Origin of the sequence: Cryobacterium roopkundense (genome assembly GCF_014200405.1) — a bacterium.
In the GTDB taxonomy this organism is placed as follows: Bacteria; Actinomycetota; Actinomycetes; order Actinomycetales; family Microbacteriaceae; genus Cryobacterium; species Cryobacterium roopkundense.
In genome coordinates, this window is sequence record NZ_JACHBQ010000002.1 from 48,727 (window position 1) to 70,566 (window position 21,840).

At 61.5% G+C, this 21,840-nt stretch carries 17 protein-coding genes; 6 read left to right on the forward strand and 11 right to left on the reverse strand.

Annotation, left to right across the window (positions count from 1 at the left end; genetic code table 11):
* Window positions 1-16 precede the first annotated feature (16 nt).
* The 3 genes from BJ997_RS20990 to BJ997_RS21000 all read right to left on the reverse strand — a co-directional run bounded on the left by BJ997_RS20990 (window position 17) and on the right by BJ997_RS21000 (window position 2,402).
* On the reverse strand, window positions 17-412 hold the full coding sequence (locus tag BJ997_RS20990) for a hypothetical protein (RefSeq protein ID WP_035835700.1): 396 nt from the start codon (window positions 410-412) through the stop codon (window positions 17-19).
* 465 nt (window positions 413-877) lie between these two features.
* On the reverse strand, window positions 878-1,447 hold the full coding sequence (locus tag BJ997_RS20995; protein ID WP_035835699.1) for a hypothetical protein: 570 nt from the start codon (window positions 1,445-1,447) through the stop codon (window positions 878-880).
* A 184-nt stretch (window positions 1,448-1,631) separates the two neighbouring features.
* Entirely contained in the window at window positions 1,632-2,402 is a 771-nt protein-coding gene (locus tag BJ997_RS21000; protein WP_035835698.1) for a hypothetical protein, read from the reverse strand.
* Between the two features lie 288 nt (window positions 2,403-2,690).
* On the opposite strand from BJ997_RS21000, the gene BJ997_RS21005 reads away from it, so the two are divergent.
* Window positions 2,691-3,185 carry a hypothetical protein gene (locus BJ997_RS21005; protein ID WP_152602101.1) on the forward strand — a complete coding sequence of 165 codons (495 nt, stop codon included), beginning with the start codon at window positions 2,691-2,693 and terminating at the stop codon, window positions 3,183-3,185.
* 76 nt (window positions 3,186-3,261) lie between these two features.
* Here BJ997_RS21005 and mobF read toward each other — a convergent pair whose 3' ends face one another.
* The gene (gene mobF, locus BJ997_RS21010) at window positions 3,262-7,155 is read right to left on the reverse strand and encodes a MobF family relaxase (RefSeq protein WP_052542036.1); all 3,894 of its coding nucleotides are present in this window, start codon (window positions 7,153-7,155) and stop codon (window positions 3,262-3,264) included.
* Between the two features lie 295 nt (window positions 7,156-7,450).
* Here mobF and BJ997_RS21015 point away from each other — a divergent pair, with 295 nt between their 5' ends.
* Window positions 7,451-7,834 carry a hypothetical protein gene (locus BJ997_RS21015; RefSeq protein ID WP_035835696.1) on the forward strand — a complete coding sequence of 128 codons (384 nt, stop codon included), beginning with the start codon at window positions 7,451-7,453 and terminating at the stop codon, window positions 7,832-7,834.
* Between the two features lie 136 nt (window positions 7,835-7,970).
* Here the strand turns inward: BJ997_RS21015 and BJ997_RS21020 are convergent, their stop codons facing one another.
* Entirely contained in the window at window positions 7,971-9,017 is a 1,047-nt protein-coding gene (locus BJ997_RS21020) for a PDDEXK nuclease domain-containing protein (protein WP_035835695.1), read from the reverse strand.
* Between the two features lie 645 nt (window positions 9,018-9,662).
* On the reverse strand, window positions 9,663-10,040 hold the full coding sequence (locus tag BJ997_RS21025; protein WP_052542034.1) for a hypothetical protein: 378 nt from the start codon (window positions 10,038-10,040) through the stop codon (window positions 9,663-9,665).
* 432 nt (window positions 10,041-10,472) lie between these two features.
* Between BJ997_RS21025 and BJ997_RS21030 the strand changes: the two genes are divergently transcribed.
* The 3 genes from BJ997_RS21030 to BJ997_RS21040 all read left to right on the forward strand — a co-directional run bounded on the left by BJ997_RS21030 (window position 10,473) and on the right by BJ997_RS21040 (window position 13,904).
* Window positions 10,473-11,186, forward strand: coding sequence for a GAF and ANTAR domain-containing protein (locus BJ997_RS21030; RefSeq protein ID WP_035835729.1), 714 nt, complete (start codon window positions 10,473-10,475; stop codon window positions 11,184-11,186).
* Between the two features lie 600 nt (window positions 11,187-11,786).
* Window positions 11,787-12,467 carry a TY-Chap2 family putative peptide chaperone gene (locus tag BJ997_RS21035; RefSeq protein WP_420827203.1) on the forward strand — a complete coding sequence of 227 codons (681 nt, stop codon included), beginning with the start codon at window positions 11,787-11,789 and terminating at the stop codon, window positions 12,465-12,467.
* A 351-nt stretch (window positions 12,468-12,818) separates the two neighbouring features.
* Complete coding sequence (locus BJ997_RS21040; protein WP_152602099.1) at window positions 12,819-13,904, forward strand: hypothetical protein; 1,086 nt, start codon at window positions 12,819-12,821, stop codon at window positions 13,902-13,904.
* A 127-nt stretch (window positions 13,905-14,031) separates the two neighbouring features.
* Here BJ997_RS21040 and BJ997_RS21045 read toward each other — a convergent pair whose 3' ends face one another.
* From BJ997_RS21045 to BJ997_RS22115, 4 genes are all read right to left on the reverse strand, one after another.
* Window positions 14,032-14,562 (reverse strand): DUF1643 domain-containing protein, encoded by a 531-nt coding sequence (locus tag BJ997_RS21045; protein ID WP_052542032.1) that lies wholly within the window; start codon window positions 14,560-14,562, stop codon window positions 14,032-14,034.
* A gap of 243 nt (window positions 14,563-14,805) precedes the next feature.
* Window positions 14,806-17,031 (reverse strand): hypothetical protein, encoded by a 2,226-nt coding sequence (locus BJ997_RS21050; RefSeq protein ID WP_183323857.1) that lies wholly within the window; start codon window positions 17,029-17,031, stop codon window positions 14,806-14,808.
* Window positions 17,032-17,730: 699 nt separating this feature from the next.
* Window positions 17,731-19,130 (reverse strand): IS3 family transposase gene (locus tag BJ997_RS21055; RefSeq protein ID WP_183323859.1). Its coding sequence is split into 2 segments (ribosomal slippage): window positions 17,731-18,809 and window positions 18,809-19,130, totalling 1,401 coding nucleotides; the frame shifts between segments, so codons are not numbered across the junction.
* A 243-nt stretch (window positions 19,131-19,373) separates the two neighbouring features.
* On the reverse strand, window positions 19,374-19,703 hold the full coding sequence (locus tag BJ997_RS22115) for a DUF3039 domain-containing protein (protein WP_084141857.1): 330 nt from the start codon (window positions 19,701-19,703) through the stop codon (window positions 19,374-19,376).
* 56 nt (window positions 19,704-19,759) lie between these two features.
* Between BJ997_RS22115 and BJ997_RS21065 the strand changes: the two genes are divergently transcribed.
* Window positions 19,760-21,019, forward strand: a complete 1,260-nt coding sequence (locus tag BJ997_RS21065; RefSeq protein ID WP_244962963.1) for an IS256 family transposase — start codon at window positions 19,760-19,762, stop codon at window positions 21,017-21,019.
* On the opposite strand, the gene BJ997_RS21070 is transcribed toward BJ997_RS21065, so the two are convergent.
* Window positions 21,020-21,790 (reverse strand): hypothetical protein, encoded by a 771-nt coding sequence (locus BJ997_RS21070; RefSeq protein WP_152602359.1) that lies wholly within the window; start codon window positions 21,788-21,790, stop codon window positions 21,020-21,022. It abuts the gene before it with no gap.
* Window positions 21,791-21,840 lie beyond the last annotated feature (50 nt).

The following is a 21,840-nucleotide window of genomic DNA, read 5'->3' on the forward strand; positions in this document are numbered from 1 at the left end:
GGGCCGAGGCCGGCATCTACCCGTGCGCGATGAACGACCGTGCCGCTGCGACGACGTCCGGCCCGATTACGTCCAACCGCTCAGCGCGCAACAAGGCCGCAGGGGACTTGTCGCCTAACTCCGGGTTCATGCCCTGGAACCACGCCTGGATCACCGTCCCGCTCTCCCGTTCACTCAGAATGCCCGCCACGTAATAGGAGGTACGCAATCTCTGGACGACGTCCGCGCCCGGCGCACGGGAGCCTTCCGCCCATTCACGCACAGAGCGAGTGTTCGACACCCTGCCCAGACAAGCGACGAGCTGGGCGCCGAGGATCTCGCGCAAGCCCGTGACGATCCCGCCGATGTCCAGCCGCACAGAGTCCTCGTACGCGCGGTGACCTGGTTGCGAGGCGGGGACGGGAATACTCATGCCCACCAGTCTTCCGCGTCACGAACTTGGTAGCAAGAATCACTACTGTTTTCACGCCCAATATCACAGGTAATATAACACCCAATATGCCCGATAATAGTTATTATGTCAATTGGTAGTGCATCTATTGCAGAAGTTGCAGAATAGGACTCCCCTGATAACTGCTCCACTTGACGTTGAAGGCCACGCTTGCACGTGCGAAACCGCAGGCCGAGTACCGGTCGGACGCGTCTTGGACACGTTTCGAAGAGGGCTTTGTGAATGCATCAGTTTTGAGTACCCAGTAGGCTGCGAGTACCTCTCCGAGGCCGCTACGCGGTCGCAGCCTACTGGGTACAGAGGTGAATACCTGATCAAGTTGTATTTTTACCCGCTACGCTCGTTGTGAAAGACCTGCGGCCGAGCGCCGTCAGGGACTTGTGCTACATTGACATTAAGCAACGCGGGTAACTCGCTCGAATATTCTTATTCTTGCCGGTGAGGCGTTATGCCCCAGATGTCTACGGACTGCCTGGGGCTGCTTTTTTTAACCGTTGACGGTGGGGCCACATTCACGACAAGCTCGCGCGACTCTATGCAGACAATGATGCGCCAGTCGCGTTCATTGACGAGAGTTTCGAAATTGACGGCGATCGAACGTTCTACATTGTTGGCGTTGCCGTTGTCGACTGCGATCAAATGGTTGCAACGCGAAAAACTCTCACAGATTTCTACAGCGGCGATGCCCTCCACGCCGGCCCGATGTACCGTCGTGGCGAATTCGAGACGCTGAGACAGGCGACCGTTCTCGTCGCTGCCGAGCATGACGGTCTCGATATTGTGGTCTGTGCGCCCATTCCTGAGCATGACGTGCATGGAGATGCCGCGAGGGCAGCGTGCCTTAGTTTCGTAATCCCAAAGATTCATGAGGAATTCGCGACTGGAGTCTTCGTCTTTGATAAGCGCACTACTCCAACCCAGAACGAGCTCGATCTGCGTACCATTCGCGATCTGCGAGCGGACCGGAAGATTGGGCGCGACGCGGTTGGCCACCATTGTCAGCCATCGCGGGAGCCCTTGTTGGGGCTTCCGGATGTTCTCGCCTGGTCTTACCGCCAGGAACACACTCGCCGGGAAACTTCGTGGTTCGAGCCCATGCGAGATTCAGCACAAGTCAAATTTCTTTAGTCGATCTCGGCCTGAACCGCTGCTTGGCTGGGATTTCCACCGGTTTGAAAGATCAAATAAGACCGGATTGAGGGTACGCGGATCGCAGGTTCGAAATCGCGACTCTGAGGTCGTTGTCTATAGCTCCCAGCTCCTCCTTGCGGGCATACGGCGCCAAGCTATTGTCTGCCCGCGTACGTGAATACTCTCGCTGCAGCTCCTTGACCCGGCGCTCAAGATTCTGCAGACGCTCCGCGTCGTCCTCGTCGGTTAGAACAAGAAGTCGGCGCTGCGCGACCGAGGCTCGTGCCGCGCGATCCCGGTCAGGTTCGGGAGCCAGCAGCGTCGGCGTTGGTCCGTCCCAGTCGATGCGTGCTCCGGTTGTGTCGGCGCCAATGAGGGCTCGAGCATGTCCCCACCTGGCTGCCGCCTGGACGAGATCATCAAGCGACCGCCGGTAGTCGTCTCCTCTAACAATGCTTTGGTATTGGTTTTGGACCATCCGCCCAATTGAACTGCCGATGTCGACAGGAGCGCTTTGGGTCGGAAGAGCGAGTTGGGCGTTTGCAGCTTCCTGGAAAGGTCGCTCGGTTTCTGACTTCGCAACAAGGGAGTTTGTGTCCTCAACCTCTTTCCCCACGCCAGCGCGTAATTCGCTCTCAATCTCGAGCAGGCCATCAGTCTCAATGGACACACCGGCGGCAGTCATCTTCCTCAGCCCGTTCAGAATCCTGCGGATTTGCTTCCGGAACATGAAGATCAGGCCCAACACGATGAGCGGCCAAACAAGGATTTTCGTGAAGTCGAGGACAACTCCGATCCAATACGTCAATTCCTGTGACATTGAAGTGAGTCCTTTCCCGCAGCCAGCATGCGCCCACGCTATCGGACCCCGACCCTGCGGTCATTCGGCGCTCTACCGTTCGCGACCGTCATCCCTGGAGCGCGGGTCATCGGTCTGTGCATCCTTGTTCACCACGGGTGGCCTGTCTGGCCTTCACGGCGAGGCCGGCGGCTCGCTGCGCTAGCAGGCTGAAGCCCCACTGACGAGATAACAGCACCAGACTCAGGAATCACTCTCGCTCCGGACAGTAGACAACATGTCCGGAGGCAGACCAACATAATTCAACCCATGAAACTTCTCGGAACCATATTCCTTGGCGCGATAGCGACCACCATAATCCTGTCCGGTTGCTCGAGCACCGCTGGTGGCGACTCCAACCCGACCACTTCCGCCGACGAAGCGCCTACCTCATTCGCGCCGCCTGAAACGCTTGGAGCTGCGCCGTCAACTCCCGCATCGAGCTCAGCTTCGGACGCAACTTCCGGGACGTTGCCCACAGACCCACTCGATCCAGTCATGGTCTATGCACTCTGCAAGGCCCAGACGATCAGCTATGTCTCGAAAAGCTACTCCGCAACGTGGGCACCATTTGAGGAAGCGATCACCGCCGTCAGGGACGACGGCGTGATCGGCATTTACATAGAGACAATCGACAACGAGACAGCAAAAGAAATGGCCAGCGTATGTCAGATCGGCGGCACAGTCGGTTCCCCCGAGTGGGCCTCGTTCGGTGTAGATAGCCGGCCCTCTGATCGTGATTTCATCGTGGCTGATCGGATTTGAACCCGGACTGGAAGCGGCGCCTCAAGGCGCCCGACAGCGCGAAGAGCCCACCGAGACCGGCGAAGCGCGTGATTGACTAACGCTCCCGGTCATCCTCACGCGTACGGGGATCCTCCGACCGCGGAACGCGGTGATCACCTCGGGTCTTCGACGTGCCTCTGACATTCAGGCCCGCCTTGCGCTGGGCTTCCTGCTGTTGCTGGGCTTTGGCACGGTTCGCCTCACGCATCACATCCAGTGAGGTTCGGGTCGTGGGCACCCGGGGTACAGCACGCTCGACGGTGAGCGCGGTCGCCACGTCCCGCGCTGTCTGCGCAGCCGCAGCCGCCTCTGCCGCTGCCCGCTGCCGGTCGTCCCCAGTCTCGATCGGGCGGTCGCTGAGGGCCTGCGACTTGTGCAGCGCCGTCACCCTGGCCGCCAGCTCCGCACCGACGGGGCGCTCCCGGTACGCTGCCGGGATGGCCTGCGCCTCGGCCGGGTCGATCTTGTACCGGTCGCGGAACACGTCGACTTCGGCGGCGAGCCGCACCCACGCGTCACGGCGAGCACTGTCTGCTGGGACGTCGCCCAACTGGGTTGACCAGGCGGGCTGCTCTGCCGCGACACTGGTCCCACGTTCGTTGAGGCGCACCGCCAGGTACTCATACCGTTCGGTGAGGTGCTCCCGCCACGCCGGGTCAGTTCCCGGAGCGTCCAGGGCACTGCGGTCGGCGATCCAGGCCGGCACGACCGGGGCGGCCGGCGCACCCTGGTGGGTGGGTGCCGTTTCGATGCGGCGTTCCAACCGGTAGGACAGGACCGCGCCGATATCGTCGGCGTCGTCGAGGCCGCGTTCGTTCCGCGAGGCGCGCAGCACCGTTGCCGGGTCCAGACCGTGAGTCTCCGCGCGGCCGAGGGCCGCAGTGACCGCTCCCCAGCTGTCACAGCTGGTCAGATCGCGTGCGTCGGCATCGTCGAGAACCTCGTATACGAGCTGGCCGAAACGGATCTCGTTCGCCCGTTCGGCAACGTCACCGTACTGGTCGATGAGGGTCGTCAGGTCATCAACGCGGGCTTGTTCGGCGCGGATGCTCTCGTGCGCGGACAGCATCCCGTCGCTGTGCCCAGCAATAGACTCCAGCACCTCACTCATCGGCTGGGCCTCCTCCGTCTCCACATACAGGCGGTTCTCTTCCCGGCCCCGGGTCAAACCCACATAAGCCAGCTCCCGGGACGTGGATGCGTCGGCGAGGACGTGGGCGGTATCGGCGGTCATGCCCTGCGCCCGGTGGATGGTGGACGCGTAACCCAGCTCGACAGACGTCACCACGTACTCAACTGGCAGGGTGATGCGGCCGCCGTGTCCGGTGTGCGTGACACTCAACGCACCGTCCGCTTGGACTCTGTCGACCGTCCACACGTCACCGTTCTTCACCCGGTCCGTCCCGCGCCCGGTGCGGAGCGTCGCGTCGTTCAGGCGGGTGACGACCCGGTCGCCCCGATACGCGGCGAGGCCATCACGCAGCTGCGATGACGACTTCCCGCGCACGATCCCTGAGCTCATTCGGTAAGCCTGCGCTCGGCTGTTGAGGTCAGCGACCGTGACGTTTTTCTGCGCGAGCATGAGGGCGTTCTTGCCGGCCTCACCGTCGTGCTGCCACGCCGCGAATACATCCCCGGTCATCCTCTCGATACTGCCACCAGTCACCCGCTCGTTATCGACGTACCAACGAAACGGGTCGCCCACCGTCGCAGGGTCACGGAGCATCCGTGATGCTTCGCCTTCCTCGGGCGCCGTGAACCGGTGAATCTCCTCCAGCTTGATCGACCCGACCTCACGCTCGAGCAAGCGCAGTGCGCCGCCGGATTCAACGGCGGCCAATTGACGGTCGTCCCCAATCAGGCGCACGTGAGCGCCGTGCCGCTGCGCGATGCCCGTGACTTTCGCCAGATTCATCGTCCCGGCCATGCCCGCCTCATCAACGACAACAATGTCGCCCGGGCGGAGCACCAGATCGTCCGGGTGGCCGCTGCCTGACGCCACATCTCCGTGCGTTTCGTACGCCCGGATGAAGGAGTGAATAGTTGCGGCTGGGACGTTGACGGTGTCACGGAACACCGCGGCGGCCGTCGCCGACGGCGCCAGACCAATCAGGCGCCCGCCGGCTTGTTCGGTGGCCCTGGCCGCCAACGCGAGGGCCGTCGTCTTCCCTGCCCCGGCAGGGCCCGTGCCGACGATGAGCAGGGTTCCCGATGTCGTGAAATCACGCGCGAGCGCGCGCTGGCCAGCGTCCAGTGGACCCGGGTGCGCCGCCGCCGTCCGGTCAAATTCGGCCACCGACACCGGCGACAGCGACCGGGTGCGCCCGGCGGCGAGGAGGGTGTCTTCGGCGGCGAGAAGGCCCGCGGAGGTGAACAGCATCCGGCCCTTGTGATCGTAAATACTCGCTCCGTCACTGCGGGTCAGCGGTTGGAACGAGCCGTGCGGTGCCGGCGGTGTCACGGCGATGGAGTCCGTATCTAGGGCGCGGCGTGTGATCAGCTCGACGGTTCCCTCTACGACCTGCCCATGAAGGCTTTCCTTCTGCACCCACCGCCGCGCCTCAGCTTCGATCATGTGCGGACCCCACACCGCATGATGTTCTGACACGGTTGCCACCACGTCCCGCGCCGCCCGGTCGACATCGACCAGGCGCGGCCCGCGCCCACGTGACTCATCCGCGACCACGCGGGCGCGGGCCAACAGCGCAGCCACGGTGTGCGCGCCGACGCGCGCAGTGGCTTCCGTTATCCAGTGCGCGCGCAGCGCAGCGAGGGATCGGGCGTGCGGTTTGGCGGGGCGTGTTTCGAGTGTGGCCTGGTCGGCAAGTTTGATGCGGGCAGCCGCGTCGGGGCTGCGCCCGTGACTGTCACGGTAGTCCTTCTCCAGCTCACGGACGGCCTTCTTAATGTCGGCCGAGCGGGTCGAGAACTGGGACGTCAAGCGGTCGTGGATTCCCGCGATCTCCACCACGGGGCGCTTACCCGGGGTTACTTCGCGCAGCTCCGTGACAAGGCCTAGAGCGTCGGTGACGTTCTCCATCACGCGCTGATTGTAGAACTCTGACGCGGCCACGCCCTGGCGGTGCAGGAGCTTGGAGTCGATCGTGCGCCACTTCCCGTCACTGCCCTTGACCTTGTTCGCCACCACCAGGTGATCGTGCAACTGCGGGTCGCCGTTTCGGGAATCGTAGTGCCGGAACCGCGTCGCAATCAGGCCACCCTCAACGTCGATCTGCGCGACCCCGTTCGTGCCGGCCCGGGTGGCGATCGCCTCACGCTCGAGGTACAGGACAGTGTCCGCGATCGCGGATTCCTGGGCCTTCTCGATCACCGTGCGGGTATCGTCATCACCCAAACCCCAGAGCACAGACACGCTCTTGGCCGGGGAGAAAACCAGGTCGAACCCGGCGACGGCTTGCTGCGTCGGACGCGTCGCCGCGGTGATGAACCGGCCCAGCTCTTCCTTGTCCGCCGGCTGCCGACCCTTCGCCTCCCGAAACGCCTGCCCACCCTCACGAGCCCGAATCACCCGCCGCTCGGTCACGTTCGGCTCGCGATGATTCATCCGCGTGAAGTCACCGTAACCGGCCTCAATATTCGCGCTCAGGTCCGTGCCACCGGTGCTGTACCCGTAGTACGCGCGGCCCAGCTTCACCGCATCGTGCGCCTCCGCCGCCGTCTTCCCCTGAGCCTGCAAAGCGATGATCATCGCTTCAGCATCCGGGTGCAGACCCTCACCGTAAAGAGCCTTCATCTGCTCCTCAGTGACGACACCGGAAACACCCAGCGTGGCCACTCCCCCGCCGACCCATATGCCGGGAGGGTTACCGTCGGCGGTGTAGTAATCGCCCAGCTCGCGGCCGCTCTCGCGCCGGGCATCACCGGTCGCAACCTCGTTCGTGTAGTAGGCATAACCGTCTCCCGCAGAGAGGATATGCACCGTCATCATGAAAATGACTTTACCTCGTTTATTACTAATGCCAGAGGTGTGACAAAACGATAGACGAAGAATGAGGATTGAGATTGGCCACAATCGGAAAGATTGTGCGGTTTCGACGCGGAGACTGCAGGAGTGAGGAAAAGCTGTGAGGGACGATCAGCGACAACGAACGATGCAGTCGATGTGGCGAAACCGAGAGGCTTGCGCACGTGGGCCGGGCCACCCGACCTTGGGTGACCTGGCTGCCCTTGCGTCTTCGGGCGTGCCTGCATAATGGAGGTCCAGCCATCCGAAGGAGCTCATCATGGCCGACGTTCGCAAGTCCGCAAAGCAAACCGCCGCTCGCACACGCGCACGCGAGAAGGCGGCCGAGTTCCGCGCAAAACAAGACAAGCTCGAACAACTCGCCACCGACTACTTCGTGGCCACCGACTCCCTCGAAGAAATCGAAGCGTCCGCACAGAAAGAAATAGCCGCAGTACGTGAACGCGCAGCGAAACGGAGCAAGGCTGCACAGACCAACGCTGACGCGGTGATCGCCTCCATGCTCGCACTCAGCACGCCTCGCGGTGAGGTTGCCGACCGCCTCGGCATCCCCGCCCGCGACGTCAAAAAACTCTCGGCCGGCCCGGATGAAAGCCTGCGGCAGGAGACCAAAGAGACAGAGACCATGTCGGCGGTTTTGTAGGGATACAGCTGGATCCCAGCGAATCACGCTGGGCAGTTTGCTCTCAACGTCTTGTAGCCCGTGGAATACAAGACGCCTCACACCGCGCGCCGCTGTTCAATTTTGTCGCCAGGTCGCGCCCGACCACCGTGCAGAATTATCCGTGCTTGCCCTGCTCTTCGTCGGCCCAGCCAAAGGCCGCGGTGAGCTCATCGGCGGCCGGGAGCGCGTTCTTCTCCGACGGGGGCAAGGAGTCATATGTATATGTCGACACGGCCATTGGAGAGCCCGAGCGCCCGAGCGCGTACCGAACTGTGTGATCGTTGCGATCGCCGCAGATGAGTATGCCGACTGTGGGTGCGTGACCCTCTCGGCGGAGCCGATCGTCCACGAGCGAGACGTAGAAACCAAGCTTGCCGGCATGTTCCGGTTGGAACTTCCCCGTTTTCAGTTCGATGACGACATATCGCATTTGATCAATGTGGAAAAAGAGTAGATCGAGATAGAAATCGTCGCCACCGACGTCGAAATGAACTTGACGCCCTACGAATGCGAACCCCGTTCCCAGCTCCCGAAGGGTATCGACGATGCGGTCCATAAGTGCTTGTTCGAGGTCACGCTCAGCCGCATCTTCCGTCAGCTCCAGGAAGTCAAACACGTACGGGTCCTTGGAGAGCTGCTTGGCGAGCTCGGAATCCGCCGGGGTCAGCTCGGCATTGAAGTTCGACGGTGCTGAGCCTGATCGTTCAAGAGTGCGATTCTTGATCTGGTTGAGTAGTACGTCGCGGGACCAACCGTTTTTCACGGCCGCCGCGACATACCCATCGCGAGTGCTGGCATCGTTAAGCTTGTCGAGAATGAGACGAATGTGGCCCCAGGGTAAAAGTCCCACAAGCTGTGGGACTTTTGAATCAGCTGGCCAGGCTGTCGCAAGCGCCCGCATGTAGAACAGATTGCTACGCGATAAGCCCGTCATGTTAGGGAACTCCCGTTGGAGATCCTGCGCCAGGCGATCAATGACTCCAGCACCCCACCCTTGTTCCTCTTGCTCGGTGAGGATAGCCCGGCCGAGGGACCAGTACAGCTCGATGAGCTGCGTATTAACCGCACGATGCGCGCGACCCTGAGCCACGCGAACGCGGCGTTTCAGCGCCCCTAGAAACTCGGGGTAACCATCCGGGAGAGATACTTCGCGACGCGCCATGCCCTAATTGTCTCGTACGGCGGCGCCTCAACATCTCCCGGGCCAGATCGAGCCGAGGTCGTCTTCGGCATGAATTCTCGTGCTCGACCTGCCCGCTATACGTGGGCAGCAAAAGAGCGAGCAGCGCCCAGCAAACGGGGACGCGCATGCTCGTCTGTCTGCGCGTACAGCCACGCAGCAAGGGACCTTGTCAGGAGACGATTTGGTCCGTGCACGGTCGCTATGTCCAGGCTGTTGACACCGATTTCCGATAGAAGTCGAGAGCTGCATTCCTCGTTAGATAGGTGTGGGTTGCCGGAGCGTAGATGTCCACAAAAGACAGCGGATTCGACAAGGTCAAGGCACGCAAACGCCTATCTAAACGCCATGACCGAGGCACCTCGCCCGGACCTGGCAAGCCGGCATCCATGCCAGCTGCCTAGAGCTTGGCCAAGAGCGAAGCGGACGGCCGAAACTACGCAAGGGTCTCGGCGTACGCGCCCTCCTGACTCGTAGCCGTATACAGGATTGGCACCCGCCACGTCGAAGCGATTCCCACTTCGTTCAAGCAGTGAGTGCATCGACAGCATTGATCTGCGAGAAACGCAGCTGTGGAACTTCACGCTCGACCCGCCACAACTGGTGCGGTGGTTCAACGAGGCGGGGCTAGCCAGCATTGATGAAAGCCCGTGCTGCCGCCATGACGTCACGCGCTCGCCCGGTGGACAGCACCTCGGCCGGCGACTCGTCATCCAGCTGAGGGTTCATCCCCATGAACCACGCACGAGCCACCTCGGGCGATTCCGCCGACGTCAGCAACTCAACAACTTGGAACGCATCGCGAAGCAGTTGCTCACTCGCTTGCGGCGGCCGAACCGTTCCGTTGGCCCACCGCGTGAGAGTCCGCGCGTTCTTCGAAACGATCACTCCAAGAAGCGCCTGGCCCAGTTGGGCCTGCAAGGCACCAACAATGTCACTGATTCCAAGTTCCACAGCCCGAGCATGCGCCTCGCTGACGATGCGGGCACGCGGCACCGCTTGCACAGCAAGATTCGTCAAACTACCCACCTCCAATGGTCCATTAACGGCAGTCTAACGTCTATCTGTTTGTCGGGCAATATGTCGGGTGATATGACCGATAATAATGATTATGTCAATAGGCAATGCATCTATTGCAGGATTTCCAGAATGGGCCTCTTTTACGGGGGCTGCGCCGACAGCCCCGAGCGACCCGCTCACGGTCACTGGGTTACTACCCCCGACCTGCGCCTGCGTGAAATTCGTACTGAACACGAGGCCTACGCCTCCGCAGCGGCAGGGTTGGCCAGGCGTTTGTGACGAATACCCAACGCGATGCTGTCAGAAATGTCGCGGACAAAGAACAGGTCACACAAACAGACCCATACAAACTACCAAGACGCTGATAGTCCTGTCGGATGCGCTAACGCTTCCATGTTCAGGGCCAAAATGGCCTCCATGGTACACATGTCACGAGCCTCGCTGGTGAGCGGAGCATTCGTAGAACTCGCTGACGCACTGGTCGGAAACTACGACGTGCTCGATCTCTTGCGCACTCTCGTCGATCAATGCGTTGTGTTGCTAGACGCCACCGCAGCGGGCCTGGTGTTGGTGGATCAAAGCGGCCACCTACAGGTTCTAGCCTCTACCAGCGAAGAAAGCTACATCGTTGAAATAATGCAGCACAGAGCCGGAGCCGGTCCCTGCGTTGACGCGTACCTATCCGGCGAGGTGGTCACACTGAGCGACATTGAAGCAGAAGGACACCGATACCCCGATTTTCAGGCGGCTGCGCTAGCCCAAGGTTTCCAATCAGTTCATGCAATTCCGATGCGCTTGCGCCCGAATACCATCGGAGCGCTGAATCTGTTCCGAACGCACAAAGGAGTGTTGAGTGATGAAGACGCGACAATCGGTCAGGCACTGGCAGACGTCGCCACCATCAGCCTCCTGAATGAGAGCACGGCTCGAGAGAATGCGACGGTGAATGAACATCTACAACGAGCACTGAACAGTCGTGTCTTCATCGAGCAGGCCAAAGGCGTCATCGCCGAACGCAATAGCATCAGCATGGACGATGCTTTCAAGCGCCTCCGCCAGCACGCCCGGTCACGCCAAGAGCCCATGCACACCAGCGCAGCAAACATCATCAATAACCTCATCATGATTTAAGCTCCGGCCAGCTGGGCGGCCGGCCGGCCGATTTTCGGGGCCCTGCTGACGGTGCCGACAATTGACGTGATCCCGGCACTGGACCAAGAGCTTGGACAATTGTTCCAGCGTTTTCTGGTGTGGGCGTCAGGAAAAGTTCGGTTTGGCCGATCACGCACGTCGAGGCTGATTCAAGGCCACTGTGTTGTTGCTGTCGAGCTGCGGAGACAGCCACAAGCGTCAAGCACAGCCATGGAGCCGTGGTGGCCTTGACTGTGCCGGACCTGGCCGCGTTCATCTACCGCCAGCCTAAATAACTTGACCAGATCTCAATCCAAAGTTGTTTCATTGCCTCACCCTTTCGGGGGGGGCGGCGCAGATTCAAACATCCGTAATATAGGAATTTAAAACTGTGATCAGACTGTGAAAACGTCCTAGCGCTGTTGGCTGGATTGCTTGGTTCCCGCGCGACCGCGTGGGTGAGAACCCCGAAATGACGGAGCATTCCATGTCAATGTTGAATCCTGATTTGGTTCTCCTATCCGTACACCGCCACCGAATCGCCCTCCGGTGACTTTCGATCCCCCCTCCGAGTCGCGTTTTGCGGCGGCCAGCCGGTTTATGACGGCGCAGACTTGGTGGATAGCCAGCGAATTAGTTCGCCGGCATCCACATCTACTCATGACGCGCATCACAGCTCAAGACGACGGCCCAATAGTGCTGCTGCATGACGAGCAAGATGGCATGCGCATTCAATTCGATTTGGAACGCGGCATCAGATTTGTGGTCTTGGGTGAAGCCGTCAACATTGGGTGGCGACGCATTGTTAACTCGGACAGTTCGCACGAGATCGTAAAGATGATCGAGTTCGCCACGGGTCTTCAGGCACCCGGAGTCACGCCCAACACCACGCCTCGTGCCCTCGTATACAGACTGATCAGTAGCTTCCTGACGTCGGTCGTAAACGACCCGAACGAATGGAACGTCGTACTGGCGCCCATGGCCATTGACGGCACCAACGAACCGAGCGCCGGGCAGTTTCTGCGCATGTTTCCGTCAACAAGAGCAGCTGTAGCACGCTACACAGCACTGACCCAGACCCGACTATTCAACGGTGGCACACGGCTCTTCCACCAGCCGTTTTGGGCCCTTATCCGGGACCTTGAGCCTGTGGCCATTCTCGACACCGCCGGGGTCATCCACACACGCGAGGGCGCCGTGCCCTTGATGCCAATCTTCACAGAATCAGGCGGTCGGATGTCAACTACCACGGCGTTCGTGCTGGGAAAATTCCAGCCCTGACTGACCACTCCAACCTTTCGCTGACCTTCACGTCACGTTCTGCGATTAAACCTTTACACGCGAAGCGGTGAAGCCACCCATTCCACTGCGAGGACATTCAGGGCGGCACGGCTGATTCGCGGCCCTCATTCGAGATAATCCACGAGATTGTCGGGAAGGTGCACCGCAATCTGACGCCTCACGCCGCCAACATTCCACTCTGGAAGTCATTCAGGTGTGCCGTACTCGCGTGGACTGTTTGTCGAGGAAATAACAGGTCAAGCGGCAAAATGGCGACTGCTAGGCTGACTGCATGTTACGCCGCAGCCTAATCACGCCGACCGTTTTGCTCGCCATCGCGGTTCTCAGCGGATGCACCGTGGGCCCCCGGTAGAACCGTCGCCGTCAGGCGCACCGACACCAGAGGCAGCGAGCGTTTACACCTGCGACGACATTGCCGCCCTTGATGATGTGGCGCCCGTTTTCGTCACCGCCGACGGAACCACGCCGCCCCCGGTTGCCGCGATCCAGCCGGCCTTATCCCTTAACGAGTACGCCGTGCCAGCCCTGGGGGGTTTGTCCTGCTCCTGGCGGGTCGGCCCCGCGGTCGGCAATCCGATGCAGGACTCCCTTGCGACCGACTGGGCATACGTCAGCGTCAAGGTCGTTCCCGGCGGCGCCGACTCTTGGGCGCCCTACGTGGTGGGCGACGGCTTCTCGCTCGGCGACGGCCCCTCCGGCACCCCGATGACCATCGTAGGCATTGAAGCGGCGACTGGGTGCGGCATCGAACCCGGCTGCTTCATCAGCGCGCCGGTCGGCGATGACTGGGTCGAAATCGTGCTGAGCACGCGCTGGAATAGCCTCGACGGTGGATATTATTCCGGGCTGACGCCCGACGCGATCCTGGCGCAGATGCAGCCGCTCGCGGCATCCGTTTTCACCGCTCTGACGGATGCTCACCCCGGCCAGTTGGTTTGGCCGGCGGTCGATCTGGTCGAACGCGAACCGGACTGCACCGGCGCGCTCGGGTCGCAGGGCATCGCCACAGCCCTCGGCGTCGACTCACTCGAATACGAAGTCCGGTCCCAATCGACCGTCGGCACGACGTATTTCGACAACTACGTGGCGCAGCGGTCGGGAGTATTCAGCTGCTCCGTGCAGGTCGACGGCGTCCCGGTCGACTTGATCGCCGCCGGCCTCCTGGGTACATCGGTCACGGTCGGCTACGACCTGGCCGGACTCATCGACACGATGGTCTCCACGCCAGACAGCCAGGCCGCCCTGCCGACGGTTGCCCTGAAGGGCGCGGTCGAGGGTGAGCACGCCGTGCAGATCTGCACCGACATCACGCATTTCTGCATCGTGTTTTTCTCACTCGGACAGTCGGCCTACCAGGTCCAGTCGAACAGTGACACAGTAGCGATCGCCGAAGCGATCATCGCAGAGGCCCGCTAAAAGCGTGGAGGCGGCTTCAGACAACACAAACTGCATCCGCCGCCGTGCAGCCCGACCGCCCTCGCGCTTTCCCCGTCAGCGAAGCCGACGGCGCGGATGAAGTCGCGCGAGCGTGATACGGACAGCATCAGCTCAGATAGCCGCTCATGTCGAACGGCTCAAGCGCGGCATCGCCCCGAGCGCGCGACGGATGACGAGGGTACCCTCCCCCGAGAGGCTCCCCCAGTGACACCCAGTCACACCCCGCGGTGTCCGTCACCCGCACGATGTCCTCGAGCAGCGACGGCAGATATCCCCTCGTGTCGATGAGCCCTCCCCATGCGGCGAGAAGCGTCAACGGCCGACCGTCGATCAACTTCGCAATGTGGCGCTCGTTCTCCATCTTGAGCAGCGGGTTGCACACGCGGTCAAGCCCCTTGGGGTCCGTCGAGATCTGCGGGTAGAGGTTCAACATGATCCAGCTGTCGAACCCATCGCGCGCTGCGAAGCTTGTCACGCGCCTGACGGTCGGGTCGGGATCTCCCGGCACCGCAGTGCTCGGGTTCACGCCAAAACAAATGAGGGTCTTCAGACCCACCGTGCCCAAAGCGAAGCGCGCGGTACCGTCCGCACTCCGCTCGTAGATCCATTGCACGCTATTCACGACCGGCGACATCATGACCGGCCTTTCCCGGCGTCCATCGATCGATAGAATGGCCCCGCATATCGGACTCCGTCGGGACGTGACCCGGGCGAAAGGCTTCAGCATATTCAATGCAGTTCATACCCCACATTCCCATATCAGGGAGCCTCCGGTCGTCGGACGCGGTTCGCGCGCTCACCTAGTGCCTCGAAACTCACGTGTTTCGAGGCGCTTAGGTTTCGAGACAACTGTCAACGCATCGTGCGCGAACGGGCGAACTTATGCTTGGCGGATGGCACGGGTGAAACCTGCGGCGAAGAGGGCGGTAAGCGCCCAGCCGGCGACCGTGAGGAACACCCCGATCCAGCCGACGGCTTGACCGCCGACGGTAGAGGTGAGGCGGCATGCTGATCCGGCGCCGGTCGACACCAGCGGGATAGTCGTGTCAACAGCGATCTGGAATGTCTGGATGCTGGTGCACGGAGTGCTAATTAGCTCGTGTGTCGTGCTAGTCGTGACCACAGCCAACGCCCCTGGCACGAAGGACGTGACAAGGACCGCGATCAGCAGAATACCGGCGACGCCGATCAGTGCACGCCAGGGCTGGTACCCATACCCGAGGGTGAGTTTGGTGAACCGGGCCCATGCTTTCGCGCGACCGGTCAGGGTGCTGCGTTGGACCTGGTCGTCACGTTGGGCGATGAGGGCACTGCGGGCGTCCGCATCGTGGCCGGCAGCGCGCGCAACGGCAGCTAACTGCTGGTACGGTTGCGCCGCGTAGGAGGCCGTGCCGTCCCGCAGGAAGTCCAGCCACCTCGTAAACCTCGCCGTCGGGTACCCGTCATAGGTGAGCCCATCAACCACCCACCCCGTGCCGCCGATGGCCCGGCCCACAGTCTCATCAGCCACCCATAGCCCACCGGTGATCTGCGCACCCACGAAACGCACCGCACCCCTATCGCCGTGCCCGGTCGCCGTGAACCCGTCATCAAGGACCATGTCGCCACCGACACTCACCCCGTCGGCGGCAAGGGCGGGACCGGTCTCATTGGTCAGAATCGCACCACGCAAACTCAACTGCGTGGTGATCTGCGCACCCAAGAGACGCACCGCACCGTCATCGCCGTGCCCGGTCGCCGTGAACCCGTGATCAAGGACCATGCCGCCACCGACACTCACCCCGTCGGCGGCAAGGGCGGGACCGGCCTCATTGGTCAGAATCGCACCACGCAAACTCAACTGCGTGGTGATCTGCGCACCCAAGAGACGCACCGCACCGTCATCGCCGTGCCCGGTCGCCGTGAACCCGTGATCAAGGACCATGCCGCCACCGACACTCACCCCGTCGGCGGCAAGGGCGGGACCGGCCTCATTGGTCAGAATCGCACCACGCAAACTCAACTGCGTGGTGATCTGCGCACCCAAGAGACGCACCGCACCGTCATCGCCGTGCCCGGTCGCCGTGAACCCGTGATCAAGGACCATGCCGCCACCGACACTCACCCCGTCGGCGGCAAGGGCGGGACCGGTCTCATTGGTCAGAATCGCACCACGCAAACTCAACTGTGTGGTGATCTGCGCACCCAAGAGACACACCGCACCTCTATCGCCGTGCCCGGTCGCCGTGAACCCGTGATCAAGGACCATGCCGCCACCGACACTCACCCCGTCGGCGGCAAGGGCGGGACCGGTCTCATTGGTCAGAATCGCACCACGCAAACTCAACGGTCCGGTGATCTGCGCACCCAAGAGACGCACCGCACCGTCATCGCCGTGCCCGGTCGCCGTGAACCCGTCATCAAGGAACATCTGACCGCCGACACTCACCCCGTCAGCGACGAGAGCGGGACCGGTCTCACTGGTCAGAATCGCACCACGCAAACTCAACGGTCCGGTGATCTGCGCACCCAAGAGACACACCGCACCATTATCGCCGTGCGCGGTCGCCGTGAACCCGTCATCTAGGAACATGCCACCGCCGACATTCACCCTGTCGGCGGTCAGGACGGGACCGGTCTCATTGGTCAGAATCGCACCATTCATACTCAACTGTCCAGTGATATGCGCACCCAAGAGACGCACCGCACCATCGTCGCCGTGCCCGGTCGCCGTGAACCCGTCATCTAGGAACATGCCACCGCCGACACTCACCCTGTCGGCGGTCAGGACGGGACCGGTCTCATTGGTCAGAATCGCACCACGCAAACTCAACGGTCCGGTGATCTGCGCACCCAAGAGACGCACCGCACCGTCATCGCCGTGCCCGGTCGCCGTGAACCCGTCATCAAGGAACATGCCGCCACCGACACTCACCCCGTCAGCGGCAAGGGCGGGACCGGTCTCATTGGTCAGAATCGCACCATTCATACTCAACTGTCCGGTGATCTGCGCACCCAAGAGACACACCGCACCGTCGCCGGCGTACTGGTCGGTGACGTCGACGACGGACCGACTCAGGTCCAGGTCGGGAATCTGACACCTTTCACCGTTGACTCCGTCGAGCAAGTGACACGATTTTAGGCTGAGTAGGATTGGGGAGATCAGGTGATCCAAGTCGAGCCGTCCGATAATCCTGGCACCACGCAATTGCAGACCGTGCGGGTCCGCCCCGCCGTCAGGTAGGTGACGGCCACGAAGAATGTCCCGAATAACCTCCGCACGGATCTCGTGTTGTGTCCCCCACGAGCCCATTACGGCGGCATCGATCGCGTCGTCGACGGCGCCGGGGGCAAGATCAAAAATTGTGCCCACAGCCACGTGCTTGACTAACATCTGTTCCAAGTCGGTCAGCTTCATGGCGTTGAGCATCCCACACCCCAGCTCCCGGTCGCAATCGCAACTAGACGTCAACGACGTCTAGTATCCCTAGGGAAACGCGGCGTCTCACACTCCGTCTGCTGCGCCTTTCGACGACGCAGAATCTCGCGGTGCGGCTCATCTCAGAACTACGTCGCATAACCTGCAGGCTGCGTGACGGTACTCACCATCAGTTCCGAGACAACCTGTACGGCCCCGATAGGCCCAGAACTCGAACGGACTTCTACTTCTTGGCGAGAAGCTTCTCCACGTCAGGCCGCAGTAACCGCGGTCGATAAGCAACAGGCGGGCCACTCTGCAGAACTGGACCACGACTCCTGATCTAGACCACTCCCCCGGCTGCGCCGCCTGTCGGAATTTGTCAAGGTGGATGAGGCCAGTGGGAGTTTAGGCGGCTAGTTCGAGCCCTTCATTCTCGATCGGTTTGGGGGCTGGTTTATTGATCCATGCCGTCTTGGGAATGGACAGGATCTGCGGCGCCTTGTTGGTGCTGAATCGCTCTGGGAAGCGTGCGCGTGCCGCGTCCAGCGTCGCTGCCCGTTCGATGGCCTTCGCCTGGGCGAGGCCGTAGTGGACGTCTGCTGGCGTGTTGAGGCCGATCCCGGAATGGCGATGCTCGTGGTTGTAGCCGTCGACGAACGAGGCCATGAACGTCTTCGCGTCGGCAAGGGAGCCGAAGCGTTCGGGGAACGTCGGAGCGAACTTCAGGGTCTTGAACCAGGCCTCGCTGTAGGGATTATCGTTACTCACCCGAGGCCTCGAGTGCGATTTGGTGACCTCCAAGTCAGACAACAGCGCCGCGACGGTCTTGGACGTCATCGACGTGCCGCGGTCGGCGTGAACGACCTGAGGGACGCCGTGAATGCCGAAGATCTCCTTCATCATCTCCACCGCCAGCTCGCCGGATTCCGACGCGTGAACATAGGCGCCGACGATGTAGCGGGAGTAAATATCGATCATCACGTAAGCATCGAAGTACTTGCCCTTGATCGGGCCGGCGAGTTTCGTAATATCCCAGCTGAGTACCTGGCCGGGTCCCGTCGCCGTCAGTTCCGGGATCGCCCGGGCAGGATGGTGCGCCTGGCGGCGGCGGTCCTTGACCTGCTGATTCTCGTTCAACACCCGATACATCGTTGATATGGAGCACAAGTACGTGTCCGCGTCGAGCAGTTGGGCGTAGATCTGGATCGGCGGCAGGTCAACGAACGGCTGTGAATTGACGACGTCAAGGATCTCGCGGCGGCCTTCATCGCCGATCTTGTTCGCCGGAATCGTCGCCGGCCGGGCCACGGGAATGCGTCGTTTCCTTGTGGCTGTCGCTCGAGGGATCCCGACCAGGTCGGCCGCGACGCGAGTCGAGATCCCTCGACTGGCCAGTTCGCGGTACGCGGTCATTACGGCTTCGTGTGCGGTGTTTCGTCCCGCGAGCTCTTCGAAAGACTTTCGAGTAGCTCGTGCATTTTTGACATGATCTCCAACGCCACCCCCGTCGTTTCCAACCGCTGCTCGGTCTTGCTCAGCTGGCGGCGCAGCCGGGCGATTTCAGCTTGCTCCGGTGTTAACCGGCCAATCTTCTCGCCGGGCTTCTTCCCCGCGAGGACACCAGCGTCACGCAGCTTTCGCCACTCGGTGATCTGTGAGGAGTAGAGCCCTTCGGTGCGCAGATAAGTGCCGCCCTCGTTGTTCTTGATGGCCGTGTCGTACGCGGCGAGGTAGGCAAGCTTCTGCGCTGGGGTGAATGACCTTCTCGAGGTCGGACCACCAGCTCGGGGTCCGGGACTACTCATATGACTATCGTCGCGCACTGCGCTCAAAGACGGACTGGACATGGTGATGATTCCTGATTCTCGCCCTACGTCAAACGGCGGACTTGCTCTGAGCTACTGGCCTCACACAACCCTGACACGTAGGGTGTGCGCCCGCAGGGCGTGCCTGTGACGGGGTCCACCTGCAGGGCGAGGCCACTCCCAACGGTCGTGGTCATTTCCGGAGATATCACTTTCGCGAGAGAGTTGCCCAATGCGTCGTCGTTATGCCGGTATTTTGTCGAGCTGTTCTGTGCACTGGGGACACGATGGAAGCCTTTCGTGATCCTGCCTCGGAACGAAGAACGCCCCGCAGAGTGCGCGCACCCCCGTGCCCTCGATGGTGCTACCGGCTAGGTGCTTCGTGTGTGTGTAATGTGCCTTCTGCCCCGGTTGAGACTGTGCGAGTTCCCCGCTTGCCGTGATGGTCTCCAGTAATTGAACACGCCGCTGCCAGGCACCCGGCTCAGCAATATTGGTGAATTCACGGTCACGTCCCTCTGAGTGGTGTAATTCCCAGGGTTCGATCGTTGGAATAACAACGTAACGAACCACCGTGCGATGGTCAGTGAGAACCGTTCAAAGTTCCTCACAGAAAGACACATCACACGATGGCTCTAGACCAGTCTGCCCTGCTCGCGCTCCTCTCTGAACTCAAGCTCACCAATGTCACCGATCGAATCCGAATGGTGACCGAAACGCTCTACCAAGAACTCATCAACGCGGAGGCCACCGCCCACATCGGCGCGGCCCCGTTTGAGCGTTCTGACGATCGCACCAACCAACGCAATGGGACCCGCTCGCGCGTCTTGACGACCACGGCCGGGGACCTGAATCTGAAGATCCCCAAGCTGCGTCAGGGCTCATTCTTCCCGGCACTTCTGGAGCGGCGCCGGCGCGTGGACCAAGCCCTGTTCGCCGTGGTTATGGAGGCTTACCTCCACGGCGTCTCGACCCGCAAAGTCGACGACCTGGTCAAAGCACTCGGCGCGGACACCGGCATCTCCAAGTCCGAAGTATCCCGGATTTGCGCCGATCTTGACGGGGAAGTCGCCACGTTCCGTGGCCGTGACCTCGGCGTAACCGGCTACCCCTACGTGTTCCTCGACGCCACGTATTGCAAGGCCCGCGTCAACCACCGCGTCATCTCCCAGGCGATGGTCGTCGCCATCGGCGTGGCCGCTGACGGCCGCCGCGAGGTCCTTGGTTTCGACGTCGGTGACAGTGAGAATGAGATCTTCTGGACGGAGTTCTTGCGGTCTTTGAAGGCCCGAGGGCTGGACGGCGTGAAGCTCGTCATCTCCGACGCTCACTCGGGGTTGAAGAAGGCGATCAGCACCGTTTTTCAGGGTGCCGCCTGGCAACGCTGCAGGGTCCACTTCATGAGAAATGTTCTCTCGATCGTGCCGCGGGCGAGCCAGGACATGGTCGCTGCCGTCATCCGCACCATCTTCGCCCAGCCCGACGCGAAGCACGTTCAGGCCCAGTTCGACGAGGTCACCCGGATGCTCGAGCGCTCTCACCCGAAGGTCGCCACGATGCTCCACGACGCGCGCGCCGACATCCTCGCATTCTGCGGATTCCCGCCCAAACACTGGCGACAGGTGTGGTCCACAAACCCACTCGAGCGCTTAAATAAGGAAATCAAGCGCAGGACCGATGTCGTCGGTGTGTTCCCCAACCCAGCCGCCCTGCTCCGCCTCGCAGGCGCCGTCCTCGTCGAGCAACACGACGAGTGGGAAGCCGGCTCCCGGCGCTACCTCTCCGAGGACTCCATGCGCCAGCTGACCGCCTTCAACGCCGCCCTCACCCTCCCCGACGCGAACGCCCTGACGGGGGTGATTCCCGTTCCCGAGCTCATTGCCGCATAATCAAATCAGCTGACCCGCACGGTGACGATGAATTACACCACCCGGCGGGACGTGACCGAATTCACTCTCGAGCCTGTCCCATCCTTGCTCGGGCGGCGAGAGCGAGATAAGGGCCCTCAACGTGAGTTGCCATTCGAGGTTTGATCCTTTGAACTGCGATTCGGTCTCCACCGTCAGCTGAATCTCATCAGCTTCGTAGTCAGAGTCACGCACAGGAGTCACTTCGATTGTCAGCTGTGCCAAGATTCCCTTCGCTGCGAGCGGATGGGAAACAACCAGGCGCGCGGAACCACCGTCGGCTACCGCACGGAGCGCGCCGAGTATTTCAAGCTGCACCGATAATTCCCACTCGGTCAGAAGCCTTGCCGATGTCTCTTGCTTCAGCAGTCGGAGATCTTCGTTGCTGGGCAGCCAATTACTCGTGCTGCCCGCAGCTTCGGCACGTTCAATCTCAACGTAGAAGTCACCAAAAGCCGTGTGGTTGTTCTTCGCGAGTCCGGCTACTACGAGCCAGTTGACACCGGTTTTGGGGTCACACCAAACACCTCCACGCCACTGCGAAATCTTGATCTCGCGGAGATGCAAGAGCGTGCTACCTCTGATTCGGCCCTCATCCGAATCCTCGCTTGGGTCGGTACCGATCGACTCAGTTGCTTTGAGGATGAGTGGGTGATCTAGCTCACTCAGCGGGTGAAGTTGCGCTAATTGACCATCAGCAAGCACCCGCCGCGGAAAGGGCGAAGCCCATCCGGAGGTCAAATCGTCGCGCATCACTCGGAGTGTAGGACGAGCTCGACGACTATGCACAAAGTCAGTCTGCC